Consider the following 18,358-nt stretch of genomic DNA (forward strand, 5'->3'; position numbering starts at 1 on the left):
GTTGTGCGGCAACGACCCCTCCGACCGCCCATCTGCGGCGAACGAGCGGCTCGATGTAGTCACGCGCCCGGTGACTTGCCGCACATATGCGGCAACGGCCACCATGGGCGCCCTTCTGCGGCAAATGAGCGGGGGCTCGAGGTAGTCACGCGCGCGGCGACTTGCCGCAGTTGTGCGGCAACGGCCCCGCGAGGCCCACCCCCGTCGCGGGAGCGGGCCCCGCGGCATCCGGTGTCAGAAACCGATCGCGGCCCGATAACGCGGCTTGTGACCCGTGCGGATACCGGTGACGCTCGGCTTGTTCTCGTACACGCCCGCACCCCAGTTGCCCTCGACGAGCACGGGCCCGTCGGGGCCGACGACGATGTCCCACCCGACGTACTGCACCTGCGGCACGACGCGGGCGACCTGGTCGACGAATGCCCTGACCTCGTCGATCATCGGCAGCTGGAAGTCGGCGATGCGCACGCCCGAGTCGGGGTGCAGCTCGTGCACGTGCCCGTGCGAGTCGTAGCCGGCCCCGAGGGCGTGGCCGTTCTCGTCGAGCATCGTGTAGAAGCCGCCGAAGGTCATCTGGTCGCTGACCGCGCCGCGGCCGAACTTCTGCGCCATCGCCAGGATGTGCGTGGTCGACCCGTCGAAGAACGCCGTGACGCGGGTGGTGTTGACGGTGCCGGGGCAGACGGCCGCGAGGTCGTCGTGCTGGCGGATGACCTCTTCGACCAGGATCTCGCCGCGCTCCAGCAGACCGCGGTGGAACGCGTCCCAGTCCTCGACCTCGGCCGCGTGGTACCGGTGCACGCCGGTGCCGGCCTGACCGACCGGCTCCTTCGTCACGATGGTGCCCAGGCGCTCGGTGAAGGCGCGCAGGTCGTCGGCGTTGTCGGCATCCACGACCATCCACTCACGGCGCAGGAAATCGCTGAACCGGCGGTCGAACTCCACCTTGTCCTGGAAGATCCCGCGGTAGTCCGGGTGGTCGTACTTCTGCGAGATCTGATTCGACACCGGGTGCGTCATGTACGTCGCGCGTTCCGCGGGGGTGAGGATCGCGAAGTCGTAGTCGATGTAGTCCTGGAACCCGACGTTCTTCACTCCCGCCTGGTAGAGCATGTCGGCGACCACCAGCGGCAGGGACTTGCCGTGCTGCTCGGACGCTTCCTTCGCTCGCTCGACCACCGACCCGACGTCGATACGGCGGGCGCGTCCGGCGAGGTAGCGCAGACGGGTGACGGGGGAGAAGCCCTGCTTAGGCATGCACGCTCCGGGGTCGGGGATCACGGACCCCGTTAGTCTAGATGTGTGACCTCCACGCTCCCTGCTCGCGCGTCCGCCGCCGGGGGAGTCGCTCCGATCGCGTGGGTCTCCGAGGCTGCGTTGCGCCACAACGCACCCCTGGCCGTGGGTGGCGACGACGACGTTCTCGCCGCCGACGCGTGGGGTCACGGTGCCGAGTGGGTGGCATCCGTTCTCGCCGGACAAGGGATGGATGCCACGGCCCTCGACGCCCCGACCCTGTTCGGCCTGCCCGGAACGCACGCGCGGCCCGTGATGTCGCTCCGCGGCCGGGCGCTGGGCACGAAGCCCCTCCTCCGCGGCGAGGGCGTGTCGTACGGGTATACGCACCGCGCCCCGCGAGACACGACGGTCGCGTTGGTCACCGGGGGATACGCGCAGGGAGTCGTTCGCTCTCTCGGCAACGCCGTGACCGTGTCGATCGACGGACGGCGGCACCGCATCGTCGGTCGCGTGGCCATGGACGTCTCGGTCGTCGACATCGGCGAGACGACGATCGCTCGCGGAGCGGAGGTCGTGTTCTTCGGCGACCCCGCGATCGGCCAGCCTTCCCTCGAGGAATGGACGGATGCCACGGGCTGGACCGCGGCCGAGATCGTCGCCGCCGTGGGTGTCCGCGCCGAACGGCGAGTCGCCGCGTGAGCGCCGAGTACCGCGTCGACCTCGACGCCTTCACCCGAAACCTGCGTCGCGTGCGCGAGGCGGTGGCCCCGGCGCAGCACATGTTCGTCGTGAAGGACGACGCGTACGCGCACGGGCTCGACGTGCTCGTCCGTCGCGCCTGGAACGAGGGCGTGCGCTGGTTCGGAGCCTTCGACGTCATCACCGGCGCGGCGGTCCGGGCGGCGACGGGACCGGATGCGCGCATCTTCGTGTGGCTCATCGGCGGGGCCGATGACCTGGCCGCGGGGATCGCGGCCGACCTCGACCTGGGTATCGGAGACCAGGCGCTCCTCGACGACCTGGCCGCTCTCGACACCCGAGGCGTCGCCCGCGTGCACCTCAAGATCGACACGGGGCTCCACCGCAACGGCATCCGTCCGGAGGCGTGGGGCGCGGCTCTCGTCCAGACGTCCGCCCTCGTGGCCGCGGAGCGAGCCCGGTTCGAGGGCATCTGGTCGCATATCTCCGAAGCCTCGGATGCCGATGACGACGATGCCCGCGCGCTGTTCCTCTCCGCGCGGGAGGCGGCCCGCACCGCCGGCTTGGAGCCTCGCTTCTCGCACCTGGCCGCCAGTGCGGCGGGCTTCGCCCGTGGCGAGTTCCGCGAAGACCTGGTGCGCGTCGGCGCGTTCTCGTACGGCATCCGACCGGCGGGCGGGCCGGGGGAGACCGAGCTCGGGATCGAGCCGATCTCCACGCTCGTCGCGACCGTCACCGCGGTGGATCCGGAGCACGTGCGCCTCGATGTCGGGAGCCTGCACGGTCTGCCGAGCGCCCTGTCGGGCCGCTTCGACGTCGCGACGACCGCCGGTCCTCGCCGGGTCGAGGCGATCGGTCTCACCTCCCTCACCGTCGCGCCGTGGGACGCGGTCGTCGGCGAGACGGTCCCCGTCTTCGGCCGCGACGCACTGGCGAGCGCGACCGACCTCGCGGAGCTGATCGACACGATCGGCGAGGAGATCGCGCTCCGCGTTTCGCCCGTCGTCCCTCGCGTCTACGCGGGGCAGGTGGACTGACGGCACAGAAAAGGCCCCGTCCGCTCCTGTCGGAGCGAAACCGGGGCCCGTTCTGGGGGAGTCTCAGTCGGCGGCGTGGAGACGCGCGGTCTCGTCGTGCCACGAGGTGGCGACGCTGCGCAGCTTCTCTTCGTACTTGCGGCCGTGGTGCGCGCAGAACAGCAGCTCGCTGCCGTTGACCTCGGCAGCGATGTACGCCTGCGCGCCGCAGGAGTCACAGCGATCCGCCGCCGTCAGGCGGTGGTCGAGAACGGACGCTTCGGGTGCGGTCGTGGTGGTCATCTCGGGTGCCCTCCTCAAGTGGTCGTTGGGCGAGTCTCCATATACAACCACGCGGATGTTTCCCCTATGCCGCGGCTTGATCACATTTCGCTGTGCGCGTACGGTGACCCGACCGTGCTGTGTGTCTGGCAGGGGATGTCGGCGGCCCCGATTACGCTGGGAAATCGTGACGTCCGAGTACTCCGCCCATCATCTCCAGGTCCTCGAGGGCCTCGAAGCCGTCCGCAAGCGCCCGGGCATGTACATCGGCTCCACCGATTCGCGCGGTCTGATGCACTGCCTGTGGGAGATCATCGACAACTCGGTCGATGAAGCGCTCGCCGGTCACGGCAGCCGCATCGACATCGTCCTCCACGCCGACGGCAGCGTCGAAGTGCGCGACCGCGCCCGCGGCATCCCGGTCGACGTCGAGCCGCGGACCGGGCTCACCGGCGTCGAGGTCGTCTTCACCAAGCTCCATGCCGGTGGCAAGTTCGGTGGCGGTTCGTACGCGGCGTCCGGCGGTCTGCACGGTGTCGGCGCGTCCGTCGTGAATGCTCTGTCGGAGCGCCTCGACGTCGAGGTCGACCGCGGCGGCAAGACCTACGCCATGTCGTTCCACCGTGGCGAGCCCGGTCTCTTCGCCGGCGACACGCCCGACTCTGCCTTCACGCCGTTCGAGCGCAGCAGTGAGCTGCGCGTCGTCGGCAAAGCCCCCCGCGGTGTCACCGGTACGCGCATCCGTTACTGGGCCGACCGACAGATCTTCACCAAGGACGCGACGTTCGGCCTCGACGAACTCGTCCAGCGCGTGCGCCAGACGGCGTTCCTCGTGCCGGGACTCGAGATCGTCGTGCTCGACGAACGCGGTGACGAGAAGGTCGAGACGAGCTACCGCTTCGACGGCGGGATCTCGGAGTTCGCGGACTTCCTCGCCCCCGACGCGGCCGTGACCGACACCTGGCGCCTCACGGGCACCGGCACGTTCACCGAGACGGTTCCCGTGCTCCAGCCCGGCGGGTCGATGATCCCGACCGAGGTGCAGCGCGAGTGCGAGGTCGACATCGCGGTTCGGTGGGGCACCGGCTACGACACGACGACCCGGTCGTTCGTCAACATCATCGCCACGCCCAAGGGCGGGACGCACCAGCAGGGTTTCGAGCAGGGCCTCATGAAGGTGCTGCGCGCGCAGGTCGAGCAGAACGCGCGCAAGCTCAAGGTGGGCAACGACAAGATCGAGAAGGACGACCTTCTCGCCGGTCTCACGGCGGTGCTGACCGTCCGCCTCCCCGAGCCGCAGTTCGAGGGCCAGACCAAAGAGGTGCTGGGCACTCCCGCGGTGCGGCAGATCGTGGCATCCGTGGTCCAGAAAGAGCTCGCGGCTCGCTTCGCGTCGGCCAAGCGCGACGACAAGGCGCAGACGGCGCAGTTGCTCGAGAAGATCGTTTCCGAGATGAAGGCGCGCATCTCTGCGCGCACGCACAAAGAAACCCAGCGACGCAAGAACGCCCTCGAGTCGTCGTCGCTGCCGGCGAAGCTCGTCGACTGCCGGTCGAACGACGTCAACGACTCGGAGCTGTTCATCGTCGAGGGCGACTCCGCGCTCGGCACGGCGAAGCTCGCGCGCAACAGCGAGTACCAGGCTCTGCTGCCCATCCGCGGAAAGATCCTCAACACGCAGAAGGCGTCGATCAGCGACATGCTGTCGAATGCCGAGTGCGCCTCGATCATCCAGGTCATCGGGGCCGGATCCGGTCGCTCGTTCGATCTCAGCGCGGCCCGCTACGGCAAGATCATCCTGATGAGCGACGCCGACGTCGACGGCGCCCACATCCGCACACTGCTGCTGACACTGTTCTTCCGCTACATGCGCCCGCTCGTCGAAGAAGGGCGCGTGTATGCCGCCGTGCCGCCCCTGCATCGCGTCGTGGTGATGAACCCCGGCACCAAGCCCAACGAGACGATCTACACGTACAGCGAGCAGGAGCTGCACGGCCTCCTCACGAAGCTTCGGCGCAGCAACAAGCGGTGGCAGGAGCCCGTCCAGCGGTACAAGGGCCTCGGAGAGATGGATGCCGACCAGCTCGCGACCACCACGATGGACCGGGCGGGTCGCATGCTGCGCCGTGTCCAGGTCGAGCACATCGAGCAGGCCGCCGAGGTGTTCGACCTGCTCATGGGCAGCGACGTCGCTCCGCGCCGGGAGTTCATCATCGACTCGAGCGACCGGCTGGCACGCGAGCGCATCGACGTCTGATACCGAGACGCGCTGGCGGGTGCCGTCGGCCGGATCCGCACGACCGATCGAACCGCTTTCACGGCCCGCACCGGTGTGAGCAGCGAGACGTCAGCGGACCGAAGTCCCGATCGCGCCGATGACCGCCTCGAGATGCTGACCCGAGGCGTCGCGCTTCGCACCGCTGTCGGGCAGCGTGCGCACGGAGCCGTCGGAGCCGACCGCGCGCGGGTCTGTTCCGACCCAGGCGAGCACGAGGGCGTCCTCCCCGCGCAGAAGCCGCTGCGCGCGCACCCCACCCGTGGCGCGTCCCTTGGCGGGGTACTCGGTGAACGCCGAGACCTTCGCGCTGCCCGCGTCGGTTCCGGGAAGCGCGGCACTGGAGCCCGCGACGGTGACGACCACGGCGTCGAAAGCCGCGGCTCCGACGACCGAGAACGCGATGACGCGAGCGCCGTCGGAGAGGCGGATCCCCGCCATGCCACTCGCGGAGCGACCCTGCGGACGCACCGAGGACGCGTCGAAACGCAAGAGCTGCGCGTCGCTCGCGACGAAGACGAGCTCGGCGTTGTCGCCCGCCGGAGCGGCGCCCACGACGCGGTCTCCGTCACGGAGAGCGATGATCTCGATCTCGGGCTTGGTGCTGAGCTCGCTGGCCGCGACGCGCTTGACGACGCCCTGCTCGGTTCCCAGCGCGATGGTCGGTCCGTCGGTGAGCGGCACGAGCGCGATGACGCTCTCGCCCTTCGCCAGCGTGAGGTACTGCTCGACCTTGGTACCGGCCGCCAGCTGCACCGAGTTGGCGGGCACGGAGGGGAGGTCGACGGGGGAGAAGCGCACGAGGCGGCCGGTGGAGGTCACGGCGCCGATGTCGCCCCGCGTCGTCGTGTCGACAGCGGAGCGGATGGCGTCGTGCTTCGAACGGCGGGCGGGGGGGACCACGCCCCCCGCGGGAGCATCGGCGATGAGTTCGGCGCGGACCATCCGGCCGGTGGCCGACAGGAAGACCCGGCACGGCGCGTCGGCGATCTGCAGATCGGCGGCGGCTGCGGCTTTCGCCGAACGCGGCTGCACCGGTCCGCCGTTCAGAAGCAGCGTGCGACGCGGGGTTCCGTAGGCCTCGGCGGCCGCGTCGAGCTCTTTCGCGACCTGCTGACGGAGCAGCGTCTCGCTGCCGAGCAGCTCGACCAACTGGGCGATCTCGGCGTTCAACTGATCGCGCTCGGCCTCCAGTTCGATCCGCGAGAACTTCGTGAGACGGCGCAGGCGCAGCTCGAGGATGTACTCGGCCTGCGGGTGAGAGAGGTCGAAGACCTCTTGCAGCTTGGTTCGGGCCTGCTCGCCGTCGTCGGAGGAACGGATGACCTGGATGACCTCGTCGATGTCGAGGATCGCGATGAGCAGGCCCTCGACGAGGTGGAGACGCTCACGCTTACGGGCGAGCCGGTACTCGCTGCGGCGCGTGACGACGCGGATGCGGTGGTCGATGTAGACCCGCAGCATCTCGCGCAGGCCGAGGGTCTGCGGCTGCCCGTCGACGAGGGCGACGTTGTTGATGCCGAACGAGTCCTCGAGGGGCGTGAGGCGGTAGAGCTGCTCGAGGACGGCCTTGGGGTCGAAGCCCGTCTTGATGCCGATGACCAGGCGAAGACCGTTGTTGCGGTCCGTGAGGTCGGTGACGTCGGCGATGCCCGTGAGCTTCTTGGCCTGGACGGCGTCCTTGATCTTCTCGATGACCCGCTCGGGGCCGACGAGGTAGGGGAGCTCGGTGATGACGATGCCGGTCCGGCGGGGACCCAGCGACTCGATGGACGCCTTCGCGCGGGTGCGGAACGTTCCGCGTCCGTTCGTGTACGCGTCCTTGATGCCGTCGAGACCGACGATGATGCCGCCCGAGGGGAGGTCGGGGCCCGGGACGAACTCCATGAGCTCCTCGACCGTGGCATCCGGATTCTGCAGCAGGTGCGTCGCCGCGCCCACCACCTCGATCAGGTTGTGCGGCGCCATGTTCGTGGCCATGCCGACCGCGATGCCGGTCGCCCCGTTGACGAGGAGGTTCGGGAAAGCGGCCGGGAGCACCTCGGGCTGCTGGAACTGTCCGTCGTAGTTCGGGATGAAGTCCACGACGTCTTCGTCGAGATTCTCAGTGAGGGCCAGAGCCGGTGCGGCCAGTCGCGCCTCCGTGTACCGCGGCGCGGCAGGACCGTCGTCGAGCGAGCCGAAGTTGCCGTGGCCGTCGACGAGCGGCACCCGGAGCGAGAAGTGCTGCGCGAGACGCACGAGCGCGTCGTAGATGGGGGCGTCGCCGTGCGGGTGAAGCTTTCCCATCACCTCGCCGACGACACGGGCGCTCTTGACGTGCCCCCGGTCGGGCCGCAGGCCCATCTCGGCCATCTGGTAGAGGATGCGACGCTGCACCGGCTTCAGACCGTCGCGGGCATCGGGAAGAGCGCGCGAGTAGATCACCGAGTAGGCGTACTCGAGGAACGACCCCTGCATCTCGGCGGAGACATCGACATTCTCGATGCGCTCGGACACGGGGGAGGAAGAACGGGAATCGGGCATGGATGCGGCCTCGGGTCGGGCGGGCGTCACGTCAGGACGGGGATCGGGAGCTGTGTGGAAGACTTGCTCCGATGTCACTCAGCCTACCGGCGGACCCGCCGCGTTCCCGGAGCCTCACCGGTGTGGTGGAGCAGTCGCTCGCCGCCCTCGAGGGACGCTCGGACTGGTTTGCCCCCGCGCGCAGCGCGGTCGTCTTCGTCGTCGACGGTCTCGGCGCCCACAACCTCGCCGCCCGGCGAGGGCACGCGCGATTCCTCGGTTCGACCGGGGGTCGCCGCGACGTCGCGCGCACGGTCTTCCCCTCCACGACGGCGGCGGCCCTGACGAGCCTGCTCACCGGCACGGACCCGGGCACGCATGGGATCGTCGGGTATCGCGTCCGCATTCCCGGCACCGACGTGGCACCGAACCAACTGCACGGCTGGGAGACCGACGGTCTCGACCCGAGAGCCTGGCAGCGTAGCGAGCCGCTGTTCGAACGCGAGGTCGCGAGCGGTCGGCCCTGCTTCGTCGTGTCCCGACCGGAGTACACGGGTACGGGGTTCACCGCGGCCACCCTTCGCGGAGCCGAGTTCGTCGCGTCGAACGATCTCGCCGAGCGTGCCGCGACGGCGGCGGATCTGGCGGCGCGCCACCCCGGCGCGCTGGTCTATCTCTATGCGCCGGAGCTCGACACCGCCGGACACCGCGACGGTACCGAGTCCGATCGCTGGATCACGGCGCTCGAGCGCGTCGACGCCGCGGCCCAGTTGCTCGCGTCCGCCGCCGACGCGAGCACCGGCATCCTGATCACCGCCGATCACGGAATGGTCGACGTCCCCGCCCGTCGACACGTCCTCCTCGGCGACGGCGACCCGCTGGTCGACGGGGTCGCCCTCCTCGGCGGCGAACCGCGCATGTTGCACCTCTACGCGGAGCCCGGGCGAGAGGATGCCGTGGCCACGGCGTGGCGAGAGCGCGAGCACGCGCGGGCCTGGGTGCTCACCCGTGACGAGGCGATCGCGGCGGGCCTTTTCGGCGCCGTGGCGGATGACGTCCGCGAGCGGATCGGCGACGTCGTCGTCGCCGCGCGAGGGCGCTACGCCTACTACGACGACCGCGAGAACGACAAACGCCCGCAGAGCATGGTCGGACAGCACGGATCTCTCACCGACGAGGAGCGGACGGTCCCCCTCCTGCGCCTCGGCGCGTTCGCCTGAGCCCGCTCAGCTCTCGTCCGACCGCGCCCCGAACACGATCTCGTCCCACGAGGGCATCGACGGACGACCCTTGGCGCGGCGACCCGCGTCGTTGCCCGACGCCGAGGGGCCGGACGAAGAGGCGTTGTCGGGCTCGGGCGCCGACTCGACGGCCGGGTCGCTGTAGCCGGGTTCGACGGCGTCGAAGAGTGCGACCGGTGCTCCGACCGGGCGGGTGGCCGGCGCCTCGGGCGCGGTGGTTCCGGGCAGCGGCTCCCGCTGACCGCGCCGACGGCGAAGGGCCTCGAGAAGGTCGGCGGTCTCCGACGAGGTGACTGGCACGTCGGGTGCCCGCTTGATCGCGGCTGCCTGCACGGCTGCCGCCACGGGTCCGGTGGCCTCGACGCCCGGCTCGTCCTCGATGTCGATCTTCCGCGGGCCGAAGGAACCGCTGTCGAAGCGCGACTCGTCCTTCGGGAGAGGGCTGTCCAGGGCGCGCAGCCGCGGGATGAGTCCCTCGGGAAGCGACCCCTGCCGCGAGAGCTGGATCGCGTCGGCGTTCTGGGGCGAGAGCGTGCTGCGGCGGGGGTCGAAGCTCCAGCGGGCATCGTGGTCGATGCCGTTCGCCGTGAACTCGAGCTTGACCATCCAGCCCGACGATTCCTTCCAGCTGGTCCAGCGTTCCGCGGACGCGCCGGCCTCACCGAGCTTCGCGCGGACGGCGGTGCCGAAGGTGATGGGGGAGTCGTGTTCGAGAGCGCCCCCGAGAAGCACGGGCACGGCCAATGCCTGAGCCACGACGTGCTCGCGCTCGGCCAGCACCGGACCCTCGAATCGCTCCACGTCCTCGACGCGGGCGTTCAGCAGGGTCGCGACCTCGCGGGCGGTGAGGCCGGAGCGGATGTGCGCCTGGATCTCGCGCGGGCTGGGGCGGGGTCCACGGTCGTCGTCTTCACGGTCGCGACGGGCCCGACGCGCTTGCACGCGCATCACCTCGTCGAGGGCGAGAGCGAATCGTTCACCCGATTCGGTCGCGACGACGAGGACGTCATCTTCGGTTCCGATGACTTTGAGCTGCTCCATGCGAAACACCCCTCCGATCTGCGGTCGACGCCCATGCTGACACGGCCGTTCCCCGGTTCCGGGAATATCGCGGGCGCGCCGCGAGTTTCAGGCCTCGCCCGAAACGCAACCCGCCTCGCGAGCATTTGCTTATCGAGGTCGGGTCATGCAAACTATGGCCGCCCGATCGGGTACCCGACGGCGCACAGCACCACAATCACCGGAAGTAGAGACCAGCACGCATGGCCACCGATTACGACGCACCGCGCAAGACCGAGGACGACAGCGAGTCGATCGAGGCCCTCAAGGAGCGCGTGCCTGACAAGACGTCGGGATCGATCGACAACGAGGATGCCGACAACCCCTCGGGCTTCGAACTGCCCGGGGCCGATCTGTCCGACATCGAACTCGACGTCGTCGTCCTCCCGCCGCAGGAAGACGAGTTCACGTGCATGAACTGCTTCCTCGTCAAGCACCGCTCGCAGATCGACCACGAGAGCGGCAACGGCTTCATCTGCGCGGAGTGCGCAGCCTGAGCTGAGCACGCTGGATCGCCGCAACGAGGCGATCCGGCGTTCGGGTGGATACCACCCACGAAGGAGTCGGATCCTCGGGGTCGGTCACGGGAACCGTGACGACCCCGTCGATGCCGCCCCGGATCACATGCCACGCCCGATGGTCGAGACCACTCCCTCGGGCCGTGCGAGCGGCATCGCCCTCGACGCCGAACGGCTCGCCGAGCATCTCGACAGGAATGTGCGCGCGGCCGGCGTGCAGCTCTCCCTCACGGATCTCCACGACAGGGGAGATCGCCAGGAGGCCGACCACGATCGCGACCGACACGACCAGCCCGATGAACAGGGCGAGGGTCGTGTTCAGAGGCGAGAAGACGACGGCGGCCATGGGGCCGCAGACCGCGGCGGCGACCAGCGCCCACAGCGACGGGCTGAGGCGCTCTCGGTACTCGACTCCGGTGCGGATGCCGCACCCCCTCTTCTGCATTACCCTCGTGGGGTGACCGAAACGGTGGATGTCCTCATTGTCGCATCCGAGCCTCCGGTCTTCGCCCACCCGGGCGACGCCGGAGCCGACCTGACCTCCGCGGAGGCCGTGCGTCTCGAACCCGGTCGACGCGCGCTCGTGTCCACCGGGGTCCGCATAGCGCTGCCCGAGGGTTACGCGGCGTTCGTCGTCCCGCGCAGCGGACTGGCCGCCAAGCACGGCATCACGATCGTCAACTCTCCGGGGACGATCGATGCGGGCTATCGCGGCGAGATCAAGGTCGCCCTCCTCAACACAGACCTCGACGAGGCCTACGACATCTCCGTGGGCGACCGCATCGCCCAGCTCATCGTGATGCCCGTCCCGCCCGTGCGCTTCGTCCCCGTCGACGACCTGCCCGACAGTGTGCGCGGCGAGGGCGGATTCGGATCGAGCGGATACCAGAACCTTCAAGGGAGCACCCGATGACCGACGACGCTCAGCCCACCTCCGAAACCGACGACGCCGCCCTCGAGGTGGCGATCTCCGCGAAAAGCGCTCCCGCTGATCGCGAAAGCAGCGGGCCGTTCGACGAGGCGGAGGCGAACCCGGTTCGCCCGTACATCGATCTCGGCGGCATCAAGATCCTTCCGCGCGAAGGCCTGAACCTCCGGCTCGAGGTCGAGGAGCAGACGAAGCGGATCGTGGCCGTCGGCCTCGATTACGCCGACTCCACCCTGCAGGTGCAGCCGTTCGCCGCCCCCCGCACGAGCGGGCTGTGGGGCGAGACGCGCGAACAGATCCGTCAGCAGGTCAAGCAGCAGGGCGGTCGCGTCGAGGAGCGCGAGGGCCCTCTGGGTCCCGAACTGCTCGCCGAGGTCCCGGTCATGGGTGGCGCCGAAGGCGCGGGCAAGCGCCTCGCGCGCTTCGTCGGCGTCGACGGTCCGCGGTGGTTCCTGCGCGGCGTCATCGGGGGAGCGGCCACGATCGACGTCGAAGCCGCGGCGGCCGTCGAAGATCTCTACCGATCGATCGTCGTGGTGCGGGGCGGTTCGCCCATGCCCCCGCGCGACCTGATCCCCCTCCGGATGCCGGCGACCCCCGGCACGGCATGAGCGACGACGCCGTACGCCCGACGCGCGAGGGCGAGAACGTTCCCCTCGAACCGCCCGCCGCGGCCGACAGCCTGAGCGCCGCGCTCGGCAACGCCGCTCGACGCGCGGGCCTGGATCCGTCTGCTCACGCGTCGACCGGCTCGGCCGTGTGGTCCGCGATGGGCGGGTGGCGCGGCATCCTGGAATCGGTCCTGCCATCGCTGGCGTTCGTCGTGCTCTTCACGGTCACCATCGATCCGACGACGCGCCAGGGGAACCTGTGGCTCAGCCTCGGCGTGTCGGTGGGCATCGCCCTGGTCTTCACAATCGCGCGACTGATCGCGAAGTCGCCGCCGAGCGCCGCCATCGGCGGCCTACTCGCGACCGTGGCGGCGGCCGTCCTCGCGCTCGTCACGGGCCGGGGCCAGGACAACTTCGTGTTCGGGTTCTTCACGAACGGCGCGTACGGCACCGCGTTCCTGGTCTCCGCCCTGGTGGGCTGGCCGCTCATCGGTCTGGCGGCGGGCTACCTGACGGGGGAGGGCACCAGCTGGCGCGCCGACCGTCGCAAACGCCGGACCTACGTGTGGCTGTCGATCGCCTGGGCCGCCCTGTTCGCGGCGCGCCTCATCGTGCAGCTGCCGCTGTACTTCGCCGGCGACGTCGTGGCGCTCGGCACGCTGAAGATCGTGATGGGCCTGCCGCTGTTCGCGCCGATGCTCGCCGTGACCTGGCTCACGGTCCGCGCCCTGGGGCCTGCTCGCTCCGTTGCGCGCGAAGACTGATACATTTATCTTGATATCAAGATAAATACCCGTCTTCAGCGCGGTTAGGTCGGCCTTCCTGGCAGCGATCGGGCGGCGCGGGGAAGATGGGATTCGCGGGCTGACGCCTGCGCATTCGCCGACGAAGGAGACGATCGTGTCCACGGTTGACAGCTTCGGTGCCAAGAGCACCCTGACGGTCGGCAGCACCGACTACGAGATCTTCCGCATCGACACGGTCGCCGGTCACGAGAAGCTCCCGTTCAGCCTCAAGGTGCTGCTCGAGAACCTTCTCCGCACCGAGGATGGCGCCAACGTCACCAAGGAGCAGATCGAGGCGCTCGGTTCGTGGGTGCCCACGGCCGACCCCGACACCGAGATCCAGTTCACGCCCGCCCGCGTGGTCATGCAGGACTTCACCGGGGTGCCCTGCATCGTCGACTTGGCCACCATGCGCGAGGCCGTCACCGCCCTCGGCGGCGACCCCAACAAGATCAACCCGCTCTCGCCCGCCGAGATGGTCATCGACCACTCGGTCATCGCCGACCTGTTCGGCAGCGAGAACGCCCTCGAGCGCAACGTCGAGATCGAGTACGAGCGCAACGGCGAGCGGTACCAGTTCCTCCGCTGGGGCCAGACGGCGTTCGACGACTTCAAGGTCGTCCCCCCGGGCACCGGCATCGTGCATCAGGTCAACATCGAGCACCTGGCCAAGGTCATCTACGACCGCACCGTCGACGGCGTGCTCCGCGCGTACCCCGACACCTGCGTCGGCACCGACTCCCACACCACGATGGTCAACGGCCTGGGCGTGCTCGGCTGGGGCGTGGGCGGTATCGAGGCCGAGGCGGCCATGCTCGGTCAGCCCGTGTCGATGCTGATCCCGCGCGTCGTCGGCTTCAAGCTCTCTGGCGAGATCCCCGCCGGTGTCACCGCGACCGACGTCGTCCTCACGATCACCGACATGCTCCGCAAGCACGGCGTCGTCGGCAAGTTCGTCGAGTTCTACGGCGAGGGCGTGGCCTCCGTGCCGCTCGCGAACCGCGCCACCATCGGCAACATGAGCCCCGAGTTCGGCTCGACCGCGGCGATGTTCCCGATCGACGACGTCACCCTCGACTACCTGCGCCTGACCGGTCGCGACGAGCAGACCGTCGCACTCGTCGAGGCGTACGCCAAGGAGCAGAAGCTCTGGCACGACCCCGACCGTGAGCTGGTCTTCAGCGAGTACATGGAGCTCGACCTCTCGACGGTCGTCCCCTCGATCGCCGGCCCGAAGCGTCCCCAGGACCGCATCCTGCTCTCCGAGGCCAAGTCGCAGTTCGAGAAGGACATCCTGAACTACGCGGATGCCTCGGTCTCGGACTCGATCGTCGACCTCGAGGTCGACGGCACCTTCCCGGCATCCGACCCGGGCGCCGTCCCGGGCGAAGAGACCGAGGACGTCACCGGCAGCGATGTGCTCATCTCCTCCGGCCACCCGGTGAACGCGTCGAACCCGGTCAAGGTCACCACCCCCGATGGGCAGTCGTACCTGCTCGACAACGGCGCCGTGACGCTCGCGGCGATCACGTCGTGCACGAACACGTCGAACCCGTCGGTCATGATCGCGGCGGGCCTGCTCGCCAAGAACGCCGTCGACAAGGGCCTGAAGCGCAAGCCGTGGGTCAAGACGACGCTCGGCCCGGGTTCCAAGGTCGTCACCGACTACTACGAGAAGTCCGGTCTCGACAAGGCGCTCGAGGGCCTCGACTTCTACACCGTCGGCTATGGCTGCACGATCTGCATCGGCAACTCGGGACCGCTCATCGAAGAGGTCTCCGAGGCCATCAACGAGAACGACCTCGCCGTGACGGCTGTCCTCTCAGGTAACCGCAACTTCGAGGGTCGCATCAGCCCCGACGTGAAGATGAACTACCTGGCCTCCCCGCCGCTGGTGGTCGCCTACGCTCTCGCCGGCTCGATGAACTTCGACTTCGAGACCGACGCACTGGGCAAGGACCAGAACGGGAACGACGTCTTCCTGAAGGACATCTGGCCCGCTCCCGACCAGGTGCAGACCATCATCGACGCGTCGATCTCGCGCGAGCAGTTCATCCAGCAATACGCCACGGTCTTCGAGGGCGATGAGCGCTGGAAGAACCTGCCCACCCCGACCGGCCCGGTCTTCGAATGGGATGCCGACTCGACCTACGTCCGCAAGGCGCCCTACTTCGACGGCATGTCGATGGAGCCCTCGCCGGTCACCGACATCACCGGCGCGCGCGTCATGGCGACCCTCGGGGACTCGGTCACGACCGACCACATCAGCCCGGCCGGAAACATCAAGGCGGGCACCCCCGCCGCGCAGTACCTCACCGAGCACGGCGTCGCCCAGAAGGACTTCAACTCCTACGGGTCGCGCCGTGGCAACCACGAGGTCATGATCCGCGGCACGTTCGCCAACATCCGCCTGAAGAACGAGATGGTCGCCGCCGTCAACGACGGCCAGATCATCGAGGGTGGCTACACCCGCGACTTCACGCAGGAGGGCGGCCCTCAGGCGTACATCTACGACGCGAGCCAGAACTACCAGGCTCAGGGCACCCCGCTGGTGATCTTCGGCGGCAAGGAGTACGGCTCGGGTTCGTCGCGCGACTGGGCGGCCAAGGGCACCAACCTCCTCGGCGTGAAGGCCGTCATCACCGAGAGCTTCGAGCGCATCCACCGCTCCAACCTCATCGGTATGGGCGTCGTGCCGCTGCAGTTCCCGGCCGGCGAGAGCTGGAAGTCGCTGGGCCTCGACGGCACCGAGATCGTCTCGATCGAGGGCCTCGAGCAGCTCAACGAGGGCGTCACGCCGAAGACCGTCAAGGTCACCGCCGAGCCGAGCGAGTTCTCGCCCGAGGGCAAGCAGACCGTCACCTTCGACGCCGTGGTCCGCATCGACACCCCCGGTGAGGCCGACTACTACCGCAACGGCGGCATCCTGCAGTACGTGCTGCGTTCGCTGGTCTGACCCACCGCGCGCCGGCCAGGAGCGCCCACCCCGAACCTTCGGGGTGGGCGCTCTTCGCATCCGTCGGGCTCGGCGCCCGCGAACCGGACCGCGACGACGGCGACCGCCCTCCGCCGCTCATCGTCGAGAGAGCATGCGGACCCCGGGCGCAAGCCGTTGCCGGGCCCCCACCAGCCCCCGAGACTAGAATCAACACGTTCGCGCGTTCCCGCGCGCACCGCACGAGAGGAGTCTTATGGCTCTCCTACCCGGCATTCACGGCCCCCGTGACCTCGACGACCTGAGCACCGACGACTTGCGCCAACTGGCCGCGGAGGTCCGTGCCTTCCTCGTCGAGAACGTCTCGCGGACCGGCGGACATCTCGGTCCGAACCTCGGCGTCGTCGAGCTGACGATCGCCCTCCACAAGGTGTTCGACTCTCCGGCCGATCCGATCATCTTCGACACGGGGCACCAGTCCTACGTGCACAAGATGCTCACCGGTCGTCAGGACTTCGCGAACCTGCGCTCGCGCGGCGGCCTCGCCGGATACCCGCAACGATCCGAGAGCGAACACGACATCGTCGAGTCCTCCCACGCCTCCAGCTCACTCAGCTGGGCCGACGGCGTCTCACGGGCCTTCAGTCGCACGGGGCGCCGCGATCGTCACGTCGTCGCCGTCGTCGGTGACGGCGCGCTCACGGGTGGCATGACGTGGGAGGCGCTGAACAACATCAGCGACGACAACGATCGCAACCTCGTCATCGTCGTCAACGACAACGGCCGTTCGTACGCGCCGACAATCGGAGGGATGGCGCGCTACCTCAACCGTGTGCGCACGAACGACGCCTATCGCACGCTGCACCGCGGCTCCGACACCCTGTTCCGCCGTCTGGGGCCCGCCGCTCGCGCGGTCTACCGCGGCGTCCGCGGCGGCACCCACGGCTTCCTCTCGCGCTTCACCAACAACGAGGCGCTCTACAGCAACCTCGACATCAAGTACCTCGGCCCGATCGACGGCCACGACTTCGAGTCGCTCATCGAGACGCTCGAGCTCGCCAAGTCCTACGGCGCTCCCGTGATCGTCCACGCGATCACCGACAAGGGCAGCGGCTATGCGCCCGCCATGAGCGACGAGGCCGATCAGTTCCACGCCGTGGGCAAGATCGACCCGGTCACGGGTGAGGCCGTGGGCTCCGGCGGTGGTACGCAGTGGACCGATGTGTTCGCCGAAGAGCTGGTCGCGGTGGGCGCCGAGCGCGAAGACGTGATCGCCATGACCGCCGCAATGCTGCGCCCGACCGGCCTGCAGCAGTTCGCCGAACGCTTCCCCGAGCGGGTGTACGACGTCGGCATCGCCGAGCAGCACGCGGTCGCATCGGCCGCGGGTCTGGCCTTCGGCGGCCTGCACCCCGTCGTCGCGATCTACGCCACGTTCATGAACCGGGCTTTCGACCAGGTCATGATGGACGTCGCCCTGCACAAGGCGGGCGTCACGTTCGTGCTGGACCGCGCGGGGGTCACCGGCCCGGACGGCCCGAGCCATCACGGCATCTGGGACCTCGCTATGCTGCAGCTCGTCCCCGGTATCCGCATCGCCGCGCCGCGCGACGCGGCTCGCCTGCGCGAGGAGTTCCGCGAGGCCACGGCCATCGAGGACGCTCCCACGGTCGTGCGGTACCCCAAGGGCAAGGTCAACGCCGACGTCGAGGCGATCGAGCGCATGCACGACGGTGTCGACGTGCTCAGCCGAGGCTCGAGCCCCGACGTCCTCCTCGTCGGTATCGGCCCGATGGTGCACCTGGCTCTCGAGGTCGCGGAGCGGCTGAAGGCGCAGGGCATCGGCGCGACCGTCATCGACCCGCGCTGGGCCATTCCCGTGCAGCCGTCGATCGTCGACCTCGCGCGCGAACACCGTCTCGTCATCACCATCGAAGACGGCATCCGCGTCGGTGGAGTGGGCACCCGCGTGCGCCAGGTCCTGCGCGAGGCCGGTGTCGACACGGCGGTCGACGAGCTCGGCATCCCGGACGAGTTCATCGACCACGCCACGCGCGAGCAGATCCTCGAGGATGCCGGTCTTACCGCATCCAAGATCGCCCACGATGTCGTGGCGCAGGTGCTCGGCACGCGCATCCCGATGGCGCGGCAGACGCCCACCGGCTCGATCCCCACGATCGAGGAGTGGGAGAAGTCGCGCCCGTAGGCGCGTGAGCGACCGCGAACAGGCCGGGATGCCGATATCCCGGCCTGTTCTGCATATTC

15 protein-coding genes are annotated in these 18,358 nt (G+C 69.1%); 10 read left to right on the plus strand and 5 right to left on the minus strand.

From position 1 onward, the window contains the following. Positions 1 to 234: 234 nt before the first annotated feature. Positions 235 to 1,257, minus strand: a complete 1,023-nt coding sequence (locus tag P2P98_RS15920) for a sugar-transfer associated ATP-grasp domain-containing protein (protein ID WP_275801178.1) — start codon at positions 1,255 to 1,257, stop codon at positions 235 to 237. Between the two features lie 45 nt (positions 1,258 to 1,302). Between P2P98_RS15920 and P2P98_RS15925 the strand changes: the two genes are divergently transcribed. Both P2P98_RS15925 and P2P98_RS15930 read left to right on the plus strand, forming a co-directional pair. Then, positions 1,303 to 1,938: an alanine racemase C-terminal domain-containing protein gene (locus tag P2P98_RS15925; RefSeq protein ID WP_275801180.1), complete on the plus strand. Its 636-nt coding sequence runs from the start codon at positions 1,303 to 1,305 to the stop codon at positions 1,936 to 1,938. Beyond that, positions 1,935 to 2,975: an alanine racemase gene (locus P2P98_RS15930; RefSeq protein ID WP_275801182.1), complete on the plus strand. Its 1,041-nt coding sequence runs from the start codon at positions 1,935 to 1,937 to the stop codon at positions 2,973 to 2,975. The genes P2P98_RS15925 and P2P98_RS15930 overlap by 4 nt, the downstream gene beginning before the upstream one ends. A gap of 63 nt (positions 2,976 to 3,038) precedes the next feature. On the opposite strand, the gene P2P98_RS15935 is transcribed toward P2P98_RS15930, so the two are convergent. Then, positions 3,039 to 3,257, minus strand: coding sequence for a hypothetical protein (locus tag P2P98_RS15935; RefSeq protein ID WP_058595658.1), 219 nt, complete (start codon positions 3,255 to 3,257; stop codon positions 3,039 to 3,041). Positions 3,258 to 3,420: 163 nt separating this feature from the next. Between P2P98_RS15935 and P2P98_RS15940 the strand changes: the two genes are divergently transcribed. Then, the gene (locus tag P2P98_RS15940; RefSeq protein WP_275801234.1) at positions 3,421 to 5,493 is read left to right on the plus strand and encodes a DNA topoisomerase IV subunit B; all 2,073 of its coding nucleotides are present in this window, start codon (positions 3,421 to 3,423) and stop codon (positions 5,491 to 5,493) included. 90 nt (positions 5,494 to 5,583) lie between these two features. Here P2P98_RS15940 and P2P98_RS15945 read toward each other — a convergent pair whose 3' ends face one another. Next, complete coding sequence (locus tag P2P98_RS15945; RefSeq protein WP_275801185.1) at positions 5,584 to 8,037, minus strand: DNA topoisomerase IV subunit A; 2,454 nt, start codon at positions 8,035 to 8,037, stop codon at positions 5,584 to 5,586. Between the two features lie 71 nt (positions 8,038 to 8,108). On the opposite strand from P2P98_RS15945, the gene P2P98_RS15950 reads away from it, so the two are divergent. After that, positions 8,109 to 9,236 carry a nucleotide pyrophosphatase/phosphodiesterase family protein gene (locus P2P98_RS15950; protein ID WP_275801187.1) on the plus strand — a complete coding sequence of 376 codons (1,128 nt, stop codon included), beginning with the start codon at positions 8,109 to 8,111 and terminating at the stop codon, positions 9,234 to 9,236. 6 nt (positions 9,237 to 9,242) lie between these two features. Here P2P98_RS15950 and sepH read toward each other — a convergent pair whose 3' ends face one another. Next, positions 9,243 to 10,298: a septation protein SepH gene (gene sepH, locus P2P98_RS15955; RefSeq protein WP_275801189.1), complete on the minus strand. Its 1,056-nt coding sequence runs from the start codon at positions 10,296 to 10,298 to the stop codon at positions 9,243 to 9,245. 221 nt (positions 10,299 to 10,519) lie between these two features. Between sepH and P2P98_RS15960 the strand changes: the two genes are divergently transcribed. Next, positions 10,520 to 10,813: a DUF4193 domain-containing protein gene (locus P2P98_RS15960; RefSeq protein ID WP_013586557.1), complete on the plus strand. Its 294-nt coding sequence runs from the start codon at positions 10,520 to 10,522 to the stop codon at positions 10,811 to 10,813. On the opposite strand, the gene P2P98_RS15965 is transcribed toward P2P98_RS15960, so the two are convergent. Continuing rightward, positions 10,788 to 11,279 (minus strand): DUF3093 domain-containing protein, encoded by a 492-nt coding sequence (locus tag P2P98_RS15965; protein ID WP_058614638.1) that lies wholly within the window; start codon positions 11,277 to 11,279, stop codon positions 10,788 to 10,790. The genes P2P98_RS15960 and P2P98_RS15965 overlap by 26 nt on opposite strands. 12 nt (positions 11,280 to 11,291) lie before the next feature. Here P2P98_RS15965 and dut point away from each other — a divergent pair, with 12 nt between their 5' ends. The 5 genes from dut (at position 11,292) to dxs (ending at position 18,299) form a co-directional block, all read left to right on the plus strand. Continuing rightward, positions 11,292 to 11,747 (plus strand): dUTP diphosphatase, encoded by a 456-nt coding sequence (dut, locus tag P2P98_RS15970; protein ID WP_058614637.1) that lies wholly within the window; start codon positions 11,292 to 11,294, stop codon positions 11,745 to 11,747. After that, positions 11,744 to 12,373, plus strand: coding sequence for a DUF3710 domain-containing protein (locus P2P98_RS15975; RefSeq protein ID WP_275801193.1), 630 nt, complete (start codon positions 11,744 to 11,746; stop codon positions 12,371 to 12,373). Before dut ends, P2P98_RS15975 begins: the two co-directional genes overlap by 4 nt. Continuing rightward, positions 12,370 to 13,137, plus strand: coding sequence for a DUF3159 domain-containing protein (locus P2P98_RS15980; protein ID WP_275801195.1), 768 nt, complete (start codon positions 12,370 to 12,372; stop codon positions 13,135 to 13,137). The genes P2P98_RS15975 and P2P98_RS15980 overlap by 4 nt, the downstream gene beginning before the upstream one ends. Positions 13,138 to 13,273: 136 nt before the next feature. Further along, positions 13,274 to 16,114, plus strand: a complete 2,841-nt coding sequence (locus P2P98_RS15985) for an aconitate hydratase (RefSeq protein WP_275801197.1) — start codon at positions 13,274 to 13,276, stop codon at positions 16,112 to 16,114. 235 nt (positions 16,115 to 16,349) lie between these two features. Next, positions 16,350 to 18,299 carry a 1-deoxy-D-xylulose-5-phosphate synthase gene (dxs, locus tag P2P98_RS15990; protein ID WP_275801199.1) on the plus strand — a complete coding sequence of 650 codons (1,950 nt, stop codon included), beginning with the start codon at positions 16,350 to 16,352 and terminating at the stop codon, positions 18,297 to 18,299. Positions 18,300 to 18,358: the final 59 nt, after the last annotated feature.

It is taken from the genome of Microbacterium sp. Kw_RZR3 (assembly GCF_029222405.1).
Classification (GTDB): domain Bacteria; phylum Actinomycetota; class Actinomycetes; order Actinomycetales; family Microbacteriaceae; genus Microbacterium.